This is a genomic window from Chryseobacterium sp. WG23, from assembly GCF_024586575.1.
Taxonomy (GTDB): Bacteria; Bacteroidota; Bacteroidia; order Flavobacteriales; family Weeksellaceae; genus Chryseobacterium.
Genome location: NZ_JALCZE010000011.1, coordinates 75,731 through 93,369, shown reverse-complemented (window position 1 = coordinate 93,369; position 17,639 = coordinate 75,731). Strand labels below are relative to the sequence as shown.

At 36.2% G+C, this 17,639-nt stretch carries 16 protein-coding genes; 10 read left to right on the top strand and 6 right to left on the bottom strand.

From position 1 onward, the window contains the following. Nucleotides 1-6: 6 nt before the first annotated feature. Nucleotides 7-729 (bottom strand): ABC transporter ATP-binding protein, encoded by a 723-nt coding sequence (locus tag MP477_RS17110; RefSeq protein ID WP_257191326.1) that lies wholly within the window; start codon nucleotides 727-729, stop codon nucleotides 7-9. A 78-nt stretch (nucleotides 730-807) separates the two neighbouring features. Continuing rightward, nucleotides 808-2,049: an efflux RND transporter periplasmic adaptor subunit gene (locus MP477_RS17105; RefSeq protein ID WP_257191325.1), complete on the bottom strand. Its 1,242-nt coding sequence runs from the start codon at nucleotides 2,047-2,049 to the stop codon at nucleotides 808-810. A 193-nt stretch (nucleotides 2,050-2,242) separates the two neighbouring features. Between MP477_RS17105 and MP477_RS17100 the strand changes: the two genes are divergently transcribed. The 3 genes from MP477_RS17100 (at nucleotide 2,243) to MP477_RS17090 (ending at nucleotide 5,584) form a co-directional block, all read left to right on the top strand. Continuing rightward, entirely contained in the window at nucleotides 2,243-3,586 is a 1,344-nt protein-coding gene (locus MP477_RS17100; RefSeq protein WP_230038401.1) for a sigma-54 dependent transcriptional regulator, read from the top strand. A 113-nt stretch (nucleotides 3,587-3,699) separates the two neighbouring features. Beyond that, complete coding sequence (locus tag MP477_RS17095) at nucleotides 3,700-5,013, top strand: PAS domain-containing sensor histidine kinase (RefSeq protein ID WP_257191324.1); 1,314 nt, start codon at nucleotides 3,700-3,702, stop codon at nucleotides 5,011-5,013. Between the two features lie 175 nt (nucleotides 5,014-5,188). Beyond that, nucleotides 5,189-5,584 carry a VOC family protein gene (locus MP477_RS17090; RefSeq protein WP_230038397.1) on the top strand — a complete coding sequence of 132 codons (396 nt, stop codon included), beginning with the start codon at nucleotides 5,189-5,191 and terminating at the stop codon, nucleotides 5,582-5,584. A 169-nt stretch (nucleotides 5,585-5,753) separates the two neighbouring features. Here MP477_RS17090 and MP477_RS17085 read toward each other — a convergent pair whose 3' ends face one another. Next, a complete protein-coding gene (locus MP477_RS17085) occupies nucleotides 5,754-6,254 on the bottom strand; it encodes a GNAT family N-acetyltransferase (RefSeq protein WP_257191323.1) in 501 nt (166 codons plus the stop codon). A 487-nt stretch (nucleotides 6,255-6,741) separates the two neighbouring features. On the opposite strand from MP477_RS17085, the gene MP477_RS17080 reads away from it, so the two are divergent. The 3 genes from MP477_RS17080 to MP477_RS17070 all read left to right on the top strand — a co-directional run bounded on the left by MP477_RS17080 (nucleotide 6,742) and on the right by MP477_RS17070 (nucleotide 8,662). Continuing rightward, nucleotides 6,742-7,230: a hypothetical protein gene (locus MP477_RS17080; protein ID WP_257191322.1), complete on the top strand. Its 489-nt coding sequence runs from the start codon at nucleotides 6,742-6,744 to the stop codon at nucleotides 7,228-7,230. A gap of 173 nt (nucleotides 7,231-7,403) precedes the next feature. After that, the gene (locus MP477_RS17075; RefSeq protein WP_230038394.1) at nucleotides 7,404-8,432 is read left to right on the top strand and encodes a rod shape-determining protein; all 1,029 of its coding nucleotides are present in this window, start codon (nucleotides 7,404-7,406) and stop codon (nucleotides 8,430-8,432) included. Nucleotides 8,433-8,470: 38 nt separating this feature from the next. Beyond that, entirely contained in the window at nucleotides 8,471-8,662 is a 192-nt protein-coding gene (locus MP477_RS17070; RefSeq protein ID WP_257191321.1) for a hypothetical protein, read from the top strand. Nucleotides 8,663-9,152: 490 nt separating this feature from the next. Here the strand turns inward: MP477_RS17070 and MP477_RS17065 are convergent, their stop codons facing one another. From MP477_RS17065 to MP477_RS17055, 3 genes are all read right to left on the bottom strand, one after another. Then, nucleotides 9,153-9,551: an ACT domain-containing protein gene (locus MP477_RS17065; RefSeq protein WP_257191320.1), complete on the bottom strand. Its 399-nt coding sequence runs from the start codon at nucleotides 9,549-9,551 to the stop codon at nucleotides 9,153-9,155. An 867-nt stretch (nucleotides 9,552-10,418) separates the two neighbouring features. Further along, nucleotides 10,419-11,072: a response regulator transcription factor gene (locus tag MP477_RS17060; protein ID WP_230038388.1), complete on the bottom strand. Its 654-nt coding sequence runs from the start codon at nucleotides 11,070-11,072 to the stop codon at nucleotides 10,419-10,421. Beyond that, the gene (locus MP477_RS17055; protein ID WP_257191319.1) at nucleotides 11,056-12,657 is read right to left on the bottom strand and encodes a HAMP domain-containing sensor histidine kinase; all 1,602 of its coding nucleotides are present in this window, start codon (nucleotides 12,655-12,657) and stop codon (nucleotides 11,056-11,058) included. The genes MP477_RS17060 and MP477_RS17055 overlap by 17 nt, the downstream gene beginning before the upstream one ends. 574 nt (nucleotides 12,658-13,231) lie before the next feature. Between MP477_RS17055 and MP477_RS17050 the strand changes: the two genes are divergently transcribed. The 4 genes from MP477_RS17050 (at nucleotide 13,232) to MP477_RS17035 (ending at nucleotide 17,545) form a co-directional block, all read left to right on the top strand. Then, entirely contained in the window at nucleotides 13,232-14,191 is a 960-nt protein-coding gene (locus tag MP477_RS17050; protein ID WP_257191318.1) for a helix-turn-helix domain-containing GNAT family N-acetyltransferase, read from the top strand. Next, nucleotides 14,191-14,601 carry a DUF2000 domain-containing protein gene (locus MP477_RS17045; protein ID WP_230038383.1) on the top strand — a complete coding sequence of 137 codons (411 nt, stop codon included), beginning with the start codon at nucleotides 14,191-14,193 and terminating at the stop codon, nucleotides 14,599-14,601. The genes MP477_RS17050 and MP477_RS17045 overlap by 1 nt, the downstream gene beginning before the upstream one ends. A gap of 264 nt (nucleotides 14,602-14,865) precedes the next feature. Next, on the top strand, nucleotides 14,866-16,005 hold the full coding sequence (locus MP477_RS17040) for a VWA domain-containing protein (RefSeq protein WP_230038381.1): 1,140 nt from the start codon (nucleotides 14,866-14,868) through the stop codon (nucleotides 16,003-16,005). Between the two features lie 85 nt (nucleotides 16,006-16,090). After that, nucleotides 16,091-17,545: a sigma 54-interacting transcriptional regulator gene (locus MP477_RS17035; protein WP_257191317.1), complete on the top strand. Its 1,455-nt coding sequence runs from the start codon at nucleotides 16,091-16,093 to the stop codon at nucleotides 17,543-17,545. The last annotated feature ends 94 nt before the right edge of the window (nucleotides 17,546-17,639 follow it).

The following is a 17,639-nucleotide window of genomic DNA, read 5'->3' as shown; positions in this document are numbered from 1 at the left end:
TCTGGTTTATTCAAATGCACCTGCATCTGCTTTTTCAAAAACATCTTTTCTTTGGGAAGCATGTTCCTCATTGAAGATTTCACCGTCCTTCATATTGATAATCCGTGAAGCAAAACCGGCATCATATGAAGAATGGGTGACCATAACAATGGTAGATCCTTCTCTGTGAAGCTCTGCCAGAAGATTCATTACCTCATTTCCGTTGGAGCTGTCCAGATTTCCGGTGGGCTCATCAGCGAGGATCAGTTTGGGTTTTGTAACCAGTGCTCTTGCTACGGCTGCCCTTTGCTGCTGTCCTCCGGAAAGCTGCTGTGGGTAATGCTTGGAACGGTGAGCAATATTAATTTTCTCCATAATTTCTTCTACTTTTCTTTTTCTTTCTGCAGAAGAAACTCCGTTGTAAATTAAGGGCAGCTCAATATTTTCAGAGACAGTCAGCTCATCGATCAGGTTAAAATTCTGGAAAATAAAACCTATATTTTTTTTACGGACATCCGATTTCTTTCTTTCACTAAGCCCTATCATTTCTCTTTCTTCAAATTGATATGAGCCTGCCGAGGCACTGTCTAAAAGACCGAGAATATTTAAAAAAGTAGACTTCCCACAGCCGGAAGGTCCCATAATGGCCAGGAATTCGCCTTCTTTGATGCTCAGGCTTACCTTGTTTAAGGCATGGGTCTGTACCTCTTCTGCCCTGTATATTTTTGAAAGATTGTGTATATTGATCATGATAATTATGTTTGCTGTTACTGTTGATTATATTTTTTTATAAGCGATGCTAATGAAAGGTTAAAAATATTCATCTTTTTACTTTTTAATATCAAGGATTTCATATTTTTTCAGATCTGAATAATCTGATGTAATAATGGTTTCTCCAGGCTTCAATCCCGATACCACCTCATAGTATAGTGGGTTCTCTCTTCCAAGGCTGATCGTTCTTTTTTCAGCTTTATTTCCTTTCACTACAAAGATCCATTTTCCATTCGTTTCTTTGAAAAAGCTTCCCTTGGAGATCATTGTACTCTGTGTATCTGCTGAAAGCTTTAGTTTCAATCCAAAGGTCATCCCTATTTTCAGATTATCCGGTTTTTTATCCGTAAAATTCAGCTCCACCAGAAACTGGCCGTCTTTTACTTCCGGCAGTATTTTAGTGATCACCACTTCATAGGGTTGATTATTATTATCCAGCATTCCTTTAATGCCATTCTGCAGTTTATTGATGTAATATTCATCTACTTTAGCCACCAGCTTATATCCATCCATTAAATCGACCTTCCCGATACTTCGTCCACTGATAAGGTTTTCACCCAATGAAATAGCAAATGATGAAAGTCTTCCGGAAGCAGGGGCCATGATGAGAAAATTATTTTTATTGGAACGTAAAACCTGAAGACTTTTCTCCATCTGTCCTATTGATGTATTGATCGCAGAAATTTGAGCATTCCTTGAACTCTTTTCTGTAGAAAATCCCTTTTCAATAATTGATTTTCTCTGTTTCTGGTAGGTCAGATTCTGTATACTGATGTCGTAATCTGTTTTTTTTCCGATGTCCGCGTCATAGAGTCTCTTTTGCAGATTAAAGCTCTGAAGTGCCGTATTATAATCATTCTGGGCTTGTAAAAGCTCTTTATCCTGGGCGAGCTCCTGGTTTTTCAGTTCAAGAAGCGTACTTCTCATCTGGCTGACCTGTTGCATGATTCCCGTTTCCTGATTCATATAACTGAATTCCGTATTGGGATTGTACACTCTCGCAATAGGTTGGCCTTTGGTGGCAATCTGCCCATCTTCAGCAAAAATTTCTTTTACCACTCCGCCTTCCAAAACATTGACTAATGAAGAATTGAGTGAATGGGTTTGGGCCGTTACCATCAGCATATCTTCAAATTTCCCCTGGGTAACTGCATCAGTCTGAATATCTTCAGCGGAAACATTGTATGTTTTTTTCTGCCTGATAAAATACAGACTGCAGACTCCTATCATCCCCAATATGACCAGTCCGCCAAAAACAAATTTTAATTTCGATTTCTTTTTTACTATTTTCGTATCCATATTAAAGATAACTCATTTTATTACAATAGATTACACAAGGCAGATGCCAGAAAAATATAAGTCTGTAAGTCCTTGAAAATCTGCAATAGAGTTTGTAATAAGAGACAAATTACTGTTCATTATCGAACACTTTCTGTACGAAAATGAACATTTTTTAATCATAAAGAATCCGTTTTTAATAAATTACACTATCATGCGTAAAAAAGAAGCTCATATTCTGATCGTGGATGACGATGAAGATATCCTGTTCTCCGCAAGAGTCTGGCTGAAAAAGTTTTTTTCAGAAGTAAGCTGCCTAAGCAAGCCGGCAGAAATTTTAAAATTTATGACTGAAAATCAGGTTGATTCCGTGGTATTGGATATGAATTTCAGAAAAGGTTTTGAAAACGGACAGGACGGCCTTTACTGGATGAAGGAAATTAAAACACTGGAACCTCAGCTTCCAATTATTCTGATGACTGCTTATGGTGAAGTGGAGCTCGCTGTAGAGGCTCTGAAAAATGGAGCATCAGATTTTATCCTGAAACCCTGGAACAACGAAAAGCTCTATGCCTCGGTGAATCTGGCGGTAGACATCTCAAGGAAAAACAGAAAACTCAGCCAATGGGAAAATGTACATCAGAAAAATAACCAATATCAACTGCAAAGCCACTCCCCGAAAATGCAGGAAGTTCTTGAGCAGATCAGAAAAGTAGCTCCCACCGATGCCAACGTATTGTTATTAGGGGAAAACGGAACAGGAAAATATGTCCTTGCAGAATCCATCCATGAACAGTCGGAAAGGAAAAACCAGCCGTTTGTACATATTGATCTGGGAAGCATTTCGGAAAGCCTTTTTGAATCTGAACTGTTTGGGTATAAAAAAGGAGCCTTTACCGATGCCCATCAGGATTATGCAGGAAAAATTGAAAATGCCCAGAATGGCACTGTTTTTCTGGATGAAATCGGAAACCTGCCACTCCATCTTCAGACCAAATTGTTAAGTCTGATTCAAAACAGGAAACTATCCCGGTTAGGGGAATCCAAAGAGCGTGTATTGGATGTGCGCTTCATTTTTGCGACCAATGAAAACCTGAAAAAAGCCGTTGCAGAAAATCGTTTCAGACAGGATTTATATTACAGAATCAATACTGTTGAAATTCAGATTCCGGCTTTGCGGGACAGACAGGAGGATATTGGATTACTGGGCCTCTACTTTCTTGATCGTTATAAACAAAAGTATCACAAGCCTAATCTTGAACTTACAGATGATTTACTGATGGGGCTTACTCATTTTCCATGGCCGGGAAATATCCGGGAACTGGATCATTGCTTGGAAAGAAGTGTTATTTTATCCAATGACAGCAAGCTCCAGTTACTGGTGCCTCAACTGGAAGAATATGACAGTACCATCACCAATCTCAATATTGAAGAAATGGAGGAAGTCCTCATCAGAAAGGCACTGAAAAAACATACCGGAAATATTTCTTTAGCTGCAGCAGACCTTGGCCTTTCACGGGCGGCTCTCTACAGGAGAATGGAGAAATTTGGATTATGAGTTAAATAATAGATAATAGACACCAGACTTCAGATATCAGACATTAGAGTTTCGGTATATTAGGTTTAAAAAGTATCATTAAGTTTATGATCAATAAAATATAGGAAAAACTCATGAGTAAAAATAATATCCTGTGGTTGCTGTACAATCTGCTTGCCATAACAAGTGGAATTACCGCTTATCATTTCTTTTTGGAAGAAAAATGGTTCAATATGATGCTTTTCATACTGCTCATGATTGTTTTTGTGGCTTTGATGTATTTTTCATTAGCTGCTCAGGACTCAAAAGTAGAAAAGGTCATCTCCTCCATCAGGAATAAAGACTTTTCTTTATTTCCTCAGGAAGAAGGAAGTCCACTTCTCGACAGCAGTATCCGTCTGTATTACCAAAGTAAAGAGGAACAATTGTCTTTATCCTCTTATAAATTGCTGTATGAAAGTATCCTGGACCAAATGGAAACAGGGCTGATCATCCTATCCGAAAATAAAACCCGGGAAGTATTTTATGTGAACAATGCCTTTCTCAGTATTTTACAGGTTCCCAGATACAACCGTTGGGACCTGTATGCATCAAAGGTCCCGGAATTCTATAAAATTATTGAAGACACTAATTATCAAAGTTCACAGGAGTTTTTCGATATTTCTATCCATAGCAATTCCAGGCAGTCTTTTTCACTCAGAACCCAACAGGTAAAAAACACGCAGCACAACTTTTATATTATTACTCTCGAATCTGTTCAGAAAATTATTGAACAAAAAGAGAAACTGGCATGGAATAACCTGATGAAAGTGATTTCCCATGAACTGCTCAATACCCTGACTCCCGTGAACAGCCTGATCCAGAACCTGGAATACATCAGCAACCAGGAGACCATCGATCATGAAGATCAACAGGATATGAAAGAAAGTCTGATGGTTATCAATTCCAAATCCAAACAGCTTTTGAGTTTTGTAGACCATTACCGTCAGGTTGCAGAATTACCCAAACCTGTTCTTGCCCCTGTTTCCCTGAAAAAAGTTATTGAATCCGCAGCCTGCTTTTTGAAATCCGAATTTGAAAAACATCATATCCAAATGATTGTGGATATTGAAGATTATAGGGTATCAGCTGATGAAAAAATGATTGAGCGAAGTCTGATCAACCTTTATCTCAACGCTATTCATGCTGTTTCTGAAAAGGAATACAAACTCATTACAACTACTGTAAAATCCCAAAACAACCGCATTATCGTAAGTATTACCGATAACGGTTCCGGGATTACTCCTGAGATCAAAGACAAAATTTTCCTGCCCTTTTTCACCACCAGGGCCAACGGTTCGGGAATTGGGCTCACCCTGGCAAAAAGTATTATTGAAGCCCATGGTGGTTATCTTAATTATAAAATATTGGAGGAAGGAAGCAGTTTTGAATTGTGGTTTTTAGAATAAACAGTCTGTTTGTAATGGTAAAATGACGTAGAACAGAGACTATTGAAAAGCATAAAAAATAATTTTCAGGCTTAATCTAAGGCGCAAAAAAAATCAAAAACCTTCCTGACACCCTGTTGTCATAAGTCTGGTCTATCTTTGTTTAAAATTATCCAACAATACAATTTTAAACACTATGAAATTCACTTCATTAAGAATGATTACAAAAGACATTCAACAAACCGTAGCATTTTACGAAAAAGCCATTGGATTAACCGCTCAGTGGTATACTGAAGATTTCGCAGAGCTATCTGGTGATTCTATTACTATAGCCATTGGAAGCACGCGAACCATGAAGCTATTTGGTGAAAATTCCATCGAACCAGCGGGTGGCAAAAACACGATCATAGAATTCATGGTAGATAATGTAGATGAAGAATATGAAAGGGTTAAAAGTATAACCCGCGATATCATACAGGAACCTACCACCATGCCGTGGGGCAACCGATCGCTTTTGTTTTCTGATCCGGATGGAAATCTGATTAATTTCTTTACTCCGGTAAGTGCAGAAGCAATTAAAAAATTTAGCTAAAGCTTTCACTCAAAAAAAGTCTGTGTCACAACTCGTGAAAACGGACTTTTTTTTGATTTCTCTCGGCCTCCTGTCAGAGAATGGTTGTCAAATAGTGGATTCTCAACCCACATTATTTAGTTGTGAGATAAATTCTTTATATGTTTTCTTTTTTAATTTCTGCCTGAGCTTATGATCTCTGTAGACTTAATTCAAATTCTATTTCATCATCAAGCTCTCCCATTTTCTTAAAGTCTAACCGCTCAAGGAGCTGTATGGCTTTAGTATTTTGTTTACTTGTGGCTGCCCAAATGCGTTTGAGCCCAATGGTATTCATTCCAAAGTCAATCGCTAATGTCATGGCTTCCGTCATATATCCTTTTCCTTTATAGTGGGATAATAATACACAACCCAGCTCGCCTTCTCCCTGTTTAAACCCTCTGTAATACCCACACGTTCCCACAATTTTATGAGTAGTGTTATCCACGACAGCCCAATGAATGGAGTCCCCACTGGTATAATCACTATTGATTTTGGTCTGCATTTCAGCTGCCTGCTCAATACTTTCTGCCTGAATGGCATCATAGAACGAAATTTCAATAAGCTCAGGGAGATCTGTATCCAAAACCTGCCGCAGTGATACCCTATCACCGGTTATGTTTGGAAAATTATCGTATTGGGGAAGTGTCATGGTATTTATAGTTTGAGTTTAAAGGTATCAAAAAATTAACTCTGAAATAAAAAATAAAAACTATAAACGAATTAAAAGAAGACACAAAGTAAGATCATCTTAAAAAGCCCAAGCTATGCTCTATGATATTTCTGGATTATTTTTTTGTAAATTACTCCAAGGTTAATAGATTCTCACAATGAAATTTTCATCTTATTTATTTATTCTTTTTACCATTATTCTTCATGCCTGTCATAAGGAGAAAAAAAGGACAGGCAGAGTAAATCCTAATGATACCATATGTTTAAAAGAAATTGAAGAAGCAAATACCGATTTAAAAAAAAGCAAACTGGTATATTGCCATTATACTGGTAATATTCTATGGGAGTCTTTAAGATCTGAGGGTGAGATGAAAAATCTTCTAAAAAAATATTATATTGAATTCCGAAACGAGAGTTCATCCTGCATCATTGATTCAAAATTAAAATACCATTGCTATTGTGAAATTATGGAAGAAGAGATTAATGAAAAGTATGGTAAAAAATTCATTAAATCTCTACTATATAAAGCGGATAGTTTATGGGTTTTAAAAAATATTCATAAAACTTTTGAAATGGGTGGAATGAATGGAGCCTGGGACCAATGTGCTCTTTTCCCCGGAGACAAATACTATAATGAATCAAATCATAGTGCTCTTCAAGAAGCTTTTGACAAGCAAATTACATATGCTGAAAATTATAAATCTAAGAGCCATCAATATTCCAATGCAACTGTTTATGCAGATGTTTCTGTTGATAAAAATGGCAAAGCAAAGGTAACCGACATCAACGTTCAATTCTTCGATTATTTAACAAGACAACAAAACTTCAATAAAAACTCAGAAAAGAACTTTGTAAAAGTAGCCAAAGAAATCATTGAAAATAATCAATGGATTCCAGCTAAAATTAAGGGAATCAATGTTAACTCAAAAATGAATTTGCGGATTTATCTTAAATAACTTTCAAAAATCATCAGTTCTTTTATTTGCAAAACAGATAAGAATTATATTATCCTAAAAGAAATGCTGATGATTACAGTAATTAACACAATTTTAACTTCCATTATGGATTTTGCTGTCGTTAATATCGATGGAGAAAGCCGTACTTTGCAGTCTAATAAAATAAGGAAAAGATGGGGTTATTTGATATGTTTACGCAGGAGATCGCAATAGATCTGGGGACCGCTAATACGCTGATCATACATAATAACAAGATCGTCATCGACCAGCCTTCCATTGTTGCTATTGACCGTATAACCGGAAAGCCAATTGCAGTGGGAGAACAAGCCAAACTTATGCAGGGTAAAACCCACGAAAATATTAAAACAGTACGTCCTTTAAAGGATGGAGTCATTGCAGACTTTCATGCTTCCGAGCATATGATTAAAGAGTTTATCAAGCAGATTCCGGGGATCAGAGGGAGATTTATACAGCCTGCCCTGAGAATTGTAATATGTATTCCTTCGGGGATTACTGAGGTTGAAAAAAGAGCTGTTAAGGATTCTGCCCAAAAGGTCAATGCCAAGGAAGTAAAACTGATCTATGAGCCCATGGCAGCCGCCATTGGAGCAGGAATTGATGTTCAAAGTCCTGAAGGAAATATGATTATTGATATAGGGGGCGGAACTACCGAAATAGCGGTGGTGGCACTTGGAGGAATTGTATGTGACAAATCCTTAAAAATTGCCGGCGATGTATTTACAAATGATATTGCTTATTTTCTAAGGTCGCAGTACAATTTATATATTGGGGAAAGAACTGCTGAAAGAATAAAAATTGAGATAGGTTCGGCACTGGAGGAACTGGACTATCCGTTGGAAGATATTCCTGTACAGGGAAGAGATCTGATTACAGGTAAGCCGAAAGAAATCATGGTCAACTATAAGGAAGTGTTCAAAGCACTGGATAAATCACTGATGAGAATTGAGGATGCCGTTTTGGAAACGCTTTCCCTTACGCCACCTGAGCTTGCAGCAGATATCTACAAAACAGGTATTTATCTTGCCGGAGGCGGTGCTCTTCTGAATGGACTGGCCGATAGAATACACAGAAAAACAGGACTCCCTGTATGTGTTGCCGAAGATCCTCTAAGAGCTGTTGTCCGTGGAACCGGCATTGCCCTTAAAAATATAAATAAGTTCAGATTCCTGATGAACAGCTAATCTCTGTATTTTCTTATGACAAAACCGTTCAGCTCGTAATGAAACTCCATGAAAAGAAATTCAATGAAATTCTTGAACTGCTAAAATCTAAATTAGCTTCAAAAATCAGTGTTTCAGAGGAGCATGGAACAACATTTCTTTCTATAGAAAATTCAAATTACTGGCTATCTGTGGATGCGAATGAATTGACGGTTGGATTTTCATTGGATCACCAACATTTCAGTGAATAATATGGAAATTAAAAAAAGGGAATTGAACAGGCTTTTAAGCTATTAACCTGTGAAATACGGATAACAGAATACAAAAAAGGAGAAACGGCCTTTAAAGTAATAACGGATGTCAAAAATTCTGATTCCTCTATAGAAAATGTAGGGGTTACCGGTGTTTTAGTTTATTCTTTCTGGAAGAAAACCAAGATTGAAATTACTTATTTTGAAAGAATACTCAATCCTGAAGAAATAGCTTCTGAAATGAATCAGATTCTCAATTTCAATGAATAAGGTTCGGATACTTTTTCCATAAAAATAACAAACAGCTTACCTTGCATAAGCTGTTTGTTGATTATTTGCATTGTCATTTGATTACAAAACACCTAAAAACATCTTTGCTCACTCAAAATATAACCGCCTTATACCTTAAAGACTTTGAGTCAAAAAAATATGATCTACAGTGAAACTTAATTACCTTTTTTATCACTTTAAAAACTTAGGAACTTAAATATTACACTTCACTTAAATTGTATAATGCTTCCATAGCTTTTTGTGCGTCTTGTTTTGCCACAAAAATGTGATCATGAAAATAAGCAGCCACTACATTACAACTGATGTTTTCCTGTTTCAGAGCATTGGCAAAAGCTGCAGTAAGCCCTACCGCTTCCAGTGAAGAGTGAATATTCAGGGTAATCCAGGAAGAAATATATGTATAATCCAGGTTCCATTCATCTGCTGATGTTTTTTCTAAAACTATGGTAACAGCTTCAGCTTCGCGAAAGAAAAACAGAACCTTATCAAGATCAGCAATCTTTTTAAAATTTTCAACTCTACAGAAAACATAGTCTCCTGAGTTCAATACAGGCTCCATATTTTTAAGCAGAACCTTTAATTTTTTTTCCCCTGACATTTTTTGTTTACAAAATTAGGGGACTGTATTGATTTATCATTTATCATTTGATAAAAAATAAGATAAGGAATCGCTGGCTGTTAGAAGTGATAGTTTTTTTAGGATCATGTTATAAACTTGTGGACTAAGCAAATTGGATTAAATCTAAAACCTCTCGTTTGGACATTCAGAAATCTATGCTGCATTAAATAAAATATGTAATTTTTATTTGACCTTTTATTTAACGCAAAAGAATAATAATTTGGATGTTCTATTGTAAGAAAGCAAAGAAAGGCGACTTTGTCGCTGAATAAAGTTAGCTTCATCAAAATCGATTTCTAATCGATTCATTCTTGGTTCACTTAAAATCAAACGTAATAAAAATAGCACTTTGCGTCAAAGAGATTGATGTAAGTTTATATTATCCCAACTTTTGCATCTGATCCGTTTTTTACTATCTTATAATTTTTTGTATACTCCTTTCCAGCCTGATCTTAGAATTTACTATTGACGTAAACAAAAAAAAGGAGATCCCCATCTCCTTTTTGTATTAAATAACCTAACAAGACCTATTTAACTTCTTTATATGTGTTTGTGTTTTTTTGGAATGCTTTCAAGAAGCAGGTTTGAGGATATTCATACGCTTATTTAATTTCATCACTTGGGTTTTTATATAACTATAGTTTATTATTGGTATAGTTATATTTTTTTCTCATTTGTGTAAAAATTCAAAGTTTAAAAGATTTTACTTTTTCATTCCCTGAATTCTATACTGCAAAGTAACAACATTAATGAATAAACTTCCTCACATTTCCCATCGATACACGTCTAAAGAAGCATCGATATTTATCGATAAATATTCTGTCCGGAATAATGCTTTTAGAAATCCTATAATTTGTGATGCGTTTTGATAAGATCAATCAGCTCAACAATATTTTCAATTTTTAATTTCTCAAATATATTTTTCTTAATGGTACTCACTGTATTCTGCCTGATATCCAACTGGTTTGAAATTTCCAGATTTCCCAGCCCTTCCGCATACATTTCGGCAATCTGCAATTCTCTCTTCGTTAACCGGGCAAGAGGATTGAGCAAATCCGGATTAGAAACAAGCTGTACCAAAAGGTTACGGGAAATAGCAGAAAAGTATTCGCCTTTCTGTATGAAGTGTAAGATAGCTTCACTTACTTCGTCCTCTTCGCTTAGCTTACTGAGATATCCATTGGCGCCGGCTTTAATAAACTTAAGTGCATGCAGGTCTTCTTCAAGACCGGAAAAGATCAGGATTTTAAGATCAGGATTCGCCGTTTTCATTTCAGACAAAATGTGCAGACTGTTTCCGTCGGGAAAATGTGCATCCATAATTGCTATTTCTATTTCCTCTGATTTGACAAGTTCCATAACTTTCTGTAATGAGGAAGCATGATAAATTTTAGCATCCGGAATCATATCACTGATGATAATTTCTATTCCCTGCCTTACAATACTGTGGTCATCAGCCAAAAGGAAGGTCGTTTCTTTATTTTCAATTGGTAACTCCATTATTATTAATGTTTAAATTGATCCTGAATGTTATTTTTGTTCCTTTATGTAATTTGCTTGTGGCAGATATTTCACCATCAAAAAGTTCCACAATTTCTTTACATAAACTTAATCCCAGCCCTGCCCCAAGATTGTCAATTTCATCAGAAATAATCCCCTGATAGTAAGGTTCAAAAATTTTCTTAACATCTGATTCTGAGATTCCAACTCCCGTATCTGCTACTATTGTAATCAGGGATATTGTATTTTTATCTATAGGTTCAGTAATTATACTGAGATCAATCTGTCCGTTTTCTGTGAATTTATTGGCATTCCCCAGAATATTCATAAATACCTGGTTAATTTTTATATTATCAGCATATACTATTATATCTTCAGGAATCCTGTCTGTGACTACAAACTTATTGTTCCTGGTTTCTATATACGGAGTAATCACTTTTGCAATAGAATTGAGCTCATTTTTGAGATTAAAGACCGTATTGACCATTTTTTTCTCAGCATCCTGATTTTTTGTGTATTCCAGAATCTGGTTAGATTGCAGGAGCAGTGTGCTGTTAGTAAACTTGATAGACTGAAGGTAGTCTTTTATGGTGTCATCTTTCGTCGTTCTGTGAATCTTATCGATAAAAATATTGATAATTTTCAACGGGGATCTCAGGTCATGGCTCAACATTCCTAATATCCTGTTTTTAAAATTAAGGTTATTCTTAATTTCCTCATTCGCTGCATTAAGCTTTCTTTCATAGATAAATGCAACCCTTGTAAAATACATGATCAGAATAGATACAATGAACATTAAGATCATTAATCCAAGCACCAGATAAGTTCTGATTTTATTGTTATTTGAGCTTTGTTCGTTATACTCTCTTTCTAATTCAGACTTAAAATCTTTAATAGCATTCTCATACACTTCTATCAATCCATTACTGTATACCAATAATTTACTGAAATTGCCATAAAACTGCAGATTATCTCTTTGGGTTTTAGCTGCTTTTAACTGTACTTTTTTTATTTCATCAGAGTAATGCTTGTCCATAGACTTCATCGCATTATTCATTTTAGATTTTACCTGAGAAATATCTATCGTTTTATTATTGGTTAGGGTAACCACCGTACTTTCTTTCTGAACATTCACCTTACCTGTTATGGCATCTTTCAAACGGCCCATGAATCCCTTCTTTTTAACGGTATCGGCATACGTTCGGGTCTGTATATTGAAATCTTCAAAATCATTCTTATACTTTTCCGGTTCATATTCTTTATCCTGGGTTTTCGCAGGTGAGTTCAGAGAAGACTGATATGCAGAATCAATCAGTGTTTTCAGCTTGTTAACTTTAAGAGTATCTTTTTTACGCAGTTCAATATTGTTTTTCAGCCTCGGGCTTGTTTTTTCATATTCCCCTATTTTATCAAAATTCCCTTTAAGCTTTCGAAGAGACTGAAAATAAAGCTGCAGGTCTTTATCATCCTGGCTGACCATATATTTCTGAAGGTGATCCTGTGCATCCATGAAATCTTTCCTTGAATTATCCGTTAATCCTCCCAATGCCCTGCTTTCTTCAAGCTGACTTTTAATGAAATTCAATTTCTTTTCATTGACAAATTCATTATAAAAAAATATAGCTATAATCACCTGTATCAACAAGATACAAAGGATTAATGAGTAATGAACAATTTTCCTCAACTTAAAATTTAAGAATTTATATTTCATATGTGTTTATCCGCTAAATTAATTTTCGCCATTATCTTAAGTTTATAGTTTTATTTTCACGTAGTAAATCTGTGTTAAAAAACCTAGTAATCGCTGTATATCATTCAATTGACAAAGGTAAAGTAATTTTTGGCTTATCATAATATTAATACCAGATAAAACATTAGGAATTTAATTTTTGGTGTACATATTTCTTGTAAAAGATACCAGAAATCAGATAGAAGACGCCATGCATAGATGAAGATGAGAGATTAGAGATTAGAGACTAAAGACAACATACAGAGACCACCAAAATACCGTGTGGTGATTATTTTTTATTTTTATTCAACACATAACATATTATTTATCATTATTTTATATTGGTATCAAATATTTTTTTAAAAGAATAAGCCTTAGATTTAGAATAATATATTACATTTGCATAACCAGTTATATAATCAATTATATTATGAATTTATTTGAAAAGACCGGAAAAATCGCTTTGGGCAGCCGGCTGCGGTTTATGGCATCAAACATGACAGAGGAGGCTGCAAAAATCTATGAATTGTATGACGTTGATTTCTCCCCCAAATGGTTCCCTGTGTTTTTTGTTTTATCAGAGGACGGTTCCAGAACCATTACTGAGATTGCAGGGGAAATAGGACATTCACAGCCTTCCGTCACAAAAATAATAAAGGAAATGGCTGCAGCAGGATTGGTACAGGATAATCTTACCTCTCAGGACAAACGGAGAAATGTAGTGGGACTTACAGAAAAAGGGATCGAACTTTCATCAAAGATAAAAATTCAGTGTGCTGATATTGATGAGGCTATTGACGGAATAATCAGTGAAGCAACCCACAATCTATGGGACGCACTTGCTGAATGGGAATTTCTGCTAGCCCAAAAGTCGTTATTAAAAAGAGTACAGGAACAAAAGAAAATCCGCGAAAGTAAAGAGGTGCAGATTGTAGAGTATGAACCCAAGTATCAGACGGTTTTTAAAGCGCTCAATGAAGAATGGATTTCCAGCTACTTCAACATGGAAGAAGCCGATTATAGAGCATTAGACAATCCGGAGGAATATATTTTACATAAAGGCGGAAAAATAATGGTAGCCTTATACCATAATGAACCGCTGGGCGTATGTGCTCTCATAAAAATGGATGATCCTGATTATGATTTTGAACTGGCAAAAATGGCCGTTTCACCAAAAGCACAGGGAAAAAATATGGGTTGGTTACTAGGGTGTGCAATGATCAATGCTGCCAGAGAATCCGGGGCTTCAAAACTCTACCTTGAAAGCAACACGCTATTGAAACCTGCCATCAGCCTCTACTATAAATTGGGATTCCAGAAAATAACAGGACGCTCTACTCCCTACCAACGATGCAACATTCAAATGGAATTAAATTTAAAAGATCAATAATGTACGACAAAAAAGTAGCCATCGTCATTAAGGACGATTTATTAGCCTGGCAAAAACTTAACGTTGTTTCTTTTCTGGCAGGAAGTATTGCTATTGAATTTCCGGAGACCCATGGTCAGGAGTTCATCACTGCAGACAATGAAAAATTTTTGCCATTCATCAAGCATCCCACTCTCATCTATAAAGCAGACACTGATGAAAAACTGCATAGAGCTTTCCGCCGTTCCAGAGACCGTGAATTAGCGATCGGAATTTATACCCGTCAGCTTTTTGATACCCGCTCAGGCGAAGAAAATGTTGCAGAAATTGCAAAACATCCCGCAGAAACTTTGGATTTAGTAGGTATTATTGTGTATGGTGATCGTAGAAAGGTAGATAAAGCTCTTGACGGTCTAAAGTTTCACGAATAAATAAAAATAGTTTTTATTGAATGTCATAAGTCCACCTACTTTAACCCTATTATATTCTGTTTTCATATCGTAATCATTAGTATTTTCTATCTTTCATCAGGAATCTTGATATGATAATTTCCTAACTTGTACGTTTAAGAAATAAAAAATATAGAATACCGGAGATCATTTCGAATGAAGTAAAAAACGTTACTAAGCTGTGTAACGATTCTGCATTTCAATTGCTATCTCAGATATTCGCAATCCAATACAGCTTCATCATTTATGACAAATAAAGATTTTAATTCTCAGAGAGGTTTTACGTTCAGTAAACATGTTCCGGAAGAATTATCACATTTTGACCGGGTCTTTGATGTTTTCAAAGATTTACTTACCCACACTTCCGGCGATATTGAGGAAGCCTTTGAATGGCTCGACATGCTTGATAAAGAATATGATATTTTTAGCGATGAATATTCTCTTCAGGATTTTGAAGAAGACTTAAAAAAGCGAGGATACATCAAAGAAGAAGATCCTGAAGAGGGTAATTCAGGACAAGGCAAAGGAAAAAATATACTGACTCCGAAACTGGAATCGGCATTGCGTGAATATGCCCTGGACCAAATCTTTGGGAAACTGAAAAAAAACGGAACCGGAAATCACCGTACCACCAAAGCAGGAACCGGAGATGAACGTGATGGTGAAAACCGTTCTTTTCAATACGGAGATGACCTTGCTACATTGAATTTAACGGAAAGTCTGAAAAATGCCCAGATCAATAATGGAATTTCAGACCTCCGCTTAACGGAAGATGACCTCATCGTAGAGGAAACCAAACATAAAGCACAAATGAGTACCGTACTGATGATCGACATCAGCCACTCCATGGTTTTATATGGTGAAGACCGCATTACGCCAGCCAAAAAAGTAGCCATGGCATTGGTAGAATTAATAAAGCGCAAATATCCTAAAGACTCTATAGATATTATTGTTTTTGGAAATGAAGCCTGGCCGATAAAGATCAAAGACCTTCCCTATCTAAAGGTTGGTCCTTATCATACCAATACGGTTGCCGGACTGGAACTGGCCATGGATATTCTTAGGAGAAAAAGAAATACCAATAAACAGATTTTTATGATCACTGACGGGAAACCAAGCTGCATTCAGCTACCCAGCGGCGAATTTTATATGAACAGCTATGGCCTGGATGAAAAGATTGTTTCCCAATGTCTCAATAAAGCGGCACAAGCCCGAAAACTGAAAATTCCTATTACCACCTTTATGATTGCCCAGGATCCATATCTCCGTCAATTTGTAGAAGCATTTACAGCTCAAAACAAGGGAAAAGCGTTTCTTACAGGCCTTTCAGGTTTAGGACAAATGATTTTTGAAGATTACGAAAAAAACAGAATAAAGAGAATATAATCAGACGGCAGAGGTTAATACCAACTATCAAAACCAACTGATAAAAGCATTCTATTCTCATCCGATAAATAGTATTACTAAAAAAATGAAAAACGATATCACATTTAAAGAATTAAAAAAATCAGGATATACTGATAAAACGATTAATGAAGAAATTCAGGCTAACCTGATTGCAAAAATTAAAGCTAAAGAACCTGTATTTGAAGGTCTTTGGGGCTATGAAGACACTGTGATTCCCCAGCTGAAAAAAGCTATTCTTGCCGGTCATCATATTAATCTGCTGGGGCTCCGCGGACAGGCAAAAACAAGAATTGCAAGAAGCATGGTGAGCCTTCTTGACGAATATATGCCGATTGTAAAAGGATCTGAGATCAATGACAGCCCCTACCATCCTATCTCAAAATTCGCCAGGGACCTTATTGCAGAATTAGGTGATGAAACTCCTATTTCGTGGGTACACCGCTCTAACCGTTTTTTCGAAAAACTGGCGACTCCCGATGTGAATGTTGCCGATTTAATCGGTGATATAGATCCCATTAAAGCAGCTACTTTAAAACTACCCTATTCTGATGAAAGAGTTTTGCATTACGGAATGATTCCCCGCGCAAACCGTTCCATATTTGTCCTTAATGAGCTTCCTGATTTACAGGCAAGAATTCAGGTTTCCTTATTTAATATTTTACAGGAAGGAGATGTTCAGATCCGTGGATTTCAATTGAGAATGCCACTTGATATTCAATTTGTCTTTACGGCGAATCCGGAGGATTATACGAACCGTGGTAGTATTGTTACGCCGCTTAAAGACAGAATAGGATCACAAATTTTCACCCATTATCCCAAAACAATCGCACTGGCCAGACAGATCACAGAGCAGGAAGCCATGATTTCTCCTGAGGATCAGTCGCAGATACAAATCAGCAGTTTGGCAAAAGATCTTTTGGAGGAAGTTGCTTTTGCAGCCCGTGACAGTGAATATGTGGATGCCAAAAGCGGAGTAAGTGCGCGTCTGACCATCAGTGCTATGGAGAATCTGATGGCTGCAGCAAAATTACGCCTGATTGAATCAGATGCTGAGAAAACTACAGTTCGGTTACTCGATTTTATGTCTATTATTCCATCCATCACTGGGAAAATTGAACTGGTATATGAAGGTGAGCAGGAAGGAGCAGATTATGTAGCAAAAATATTAATTGACAAAGCGGTGATGAGACAGTTTGAAAGTATATTCCCACGGATCCCTAAACTGGAAAAAGAAGATATAAAAACACCATACACAGATCTTATCAGATGGTTCAATAAAAATCATCTTGAGCTCAACTACAATGATACGGATGAAGAATTCTATGCTAAACTAAACAGTATAAAGCCATTAGTAACCCTTATTGAAGAAAATGCTTCAGAACTAAACATAGAAGATCAAAACTTCTGTAAAGAATTAGTTTTGTGGGCATTAACCATCAGCAGTAAAATAGATAAGTCTGAAAACAAGTCTGTTTTTACTTTCGATTCTGTGGGAATAGGACAATTTTTGCGTAACTAGGAGAGAGTGTACTTCAAAGAAGAAATTAATTTAATATTATAAGGGAGTAAAGAAGGAATCAAATAACGTAATCCGTAATTTGAAAACCTCTTTG

Bases quoted from the DNA above. Each gene is read 5' to 3' on its own strand.
- MP477_RS17060 (WP_230038388.1), bottom strand. From the start codon at position 11,072: ATGGAGTTACCAATTGAAAATAAAGAAACGACCTTCCTTTTGGCTGAT.
- MP477_RS17070 (WP_257191321.1), top strand. From the start codon at position 8,471: ATGAAACTCCATGAAAAGAAATTCAATGAAATTCTTGAACTGCTAAAA.
- MP477_RS17090 (WP_230038397.1), top strand. From the start codon at position 5,189: ATGAAATTCACTTCATTAAGAATGATTACAAAAGACATTCAACAAACC.
- MP477_RS17105 (WP_257191325.1), bottom strand. From the start codon at position 2,049: ATGGATACGAAAATAGTAAAAAAGAAATCGAAATTAAAATTTGTTTTT.
- MP477_RS17095 (WP_257191324.1), top strand. From the start codon at position 3,700: ATGAGTAAAAATAATATCCTGTGGTTGCTGTACAATCTGCTTGCCATA.
- MP477_RS17065 (WP_257191320.1), bottom strand. From the start codon at position 9,551: ATGTCAGGGGAAAAAAAATTAAAGGTTCTGCTTAAAAATATGGAGCCT.
- MP477_RS17085 (WP_257191323.1), bottom strand. From the start codon at position 6,254: ATGACACTTCCCCAATACGATAATTTTCCAAACATAACCGGTGATAGG.
- MP477_RS17100 (WP_230038401.1), top strand. From the start codon at position 2,243: ATGCGTAAAAAAGAAGCTCATATTCTGATCGTGGATGACGATGAAGAT.
- MP477_RS17075 (WP_230038394.1), top strand. From the start codon at position 7,404: ATGGGGTTATTTGATATGTTTACGCAGGAGATCGCAATAGATCTGGGG.
- MP477_RS17045 (WP_230038383.1), top strand. From the start codon at position 14,191: ATGTACGACAAAAAAGTAGCCATCGTCATTAAGGACGATTTATTAGCC.
- MP477_RS17080 (WP_257191322.1), top strand. From the start codon at position 6,742: ATGGAAGAAGAGATTAATGAAAAGTATGGTAAAAAATTCATTAAATCT.
- MP477_RS17040 (WP_230038381.1), top strand. From the start codon at position 14,866: ATGACAAATAAAGATTTTAATTCTCAGAGAGGTTTTACGTTCAGTAAA.
- MP477_RS17035 (WP_257191317.1), top strand. From the start codon at position 16,091: ATGAAAAACGATATCACATTTAAAGAATTAAAAAAATCAGGATATACT.
- MP477_RS17050 (WP_257191318.1), top strand. From the start codon at position 13,232: ATGAATTTATTTGAAAAGACCGGAAAAATCGCTTTGGGCAGCCGGCTG.
- MP477_RS17110 (WP_257191326.1), bottom strand. From the start codon at position 729: ATGATCAATATACACAATCTTTCAAAAATATACAGGGCAGAAGAGGTA.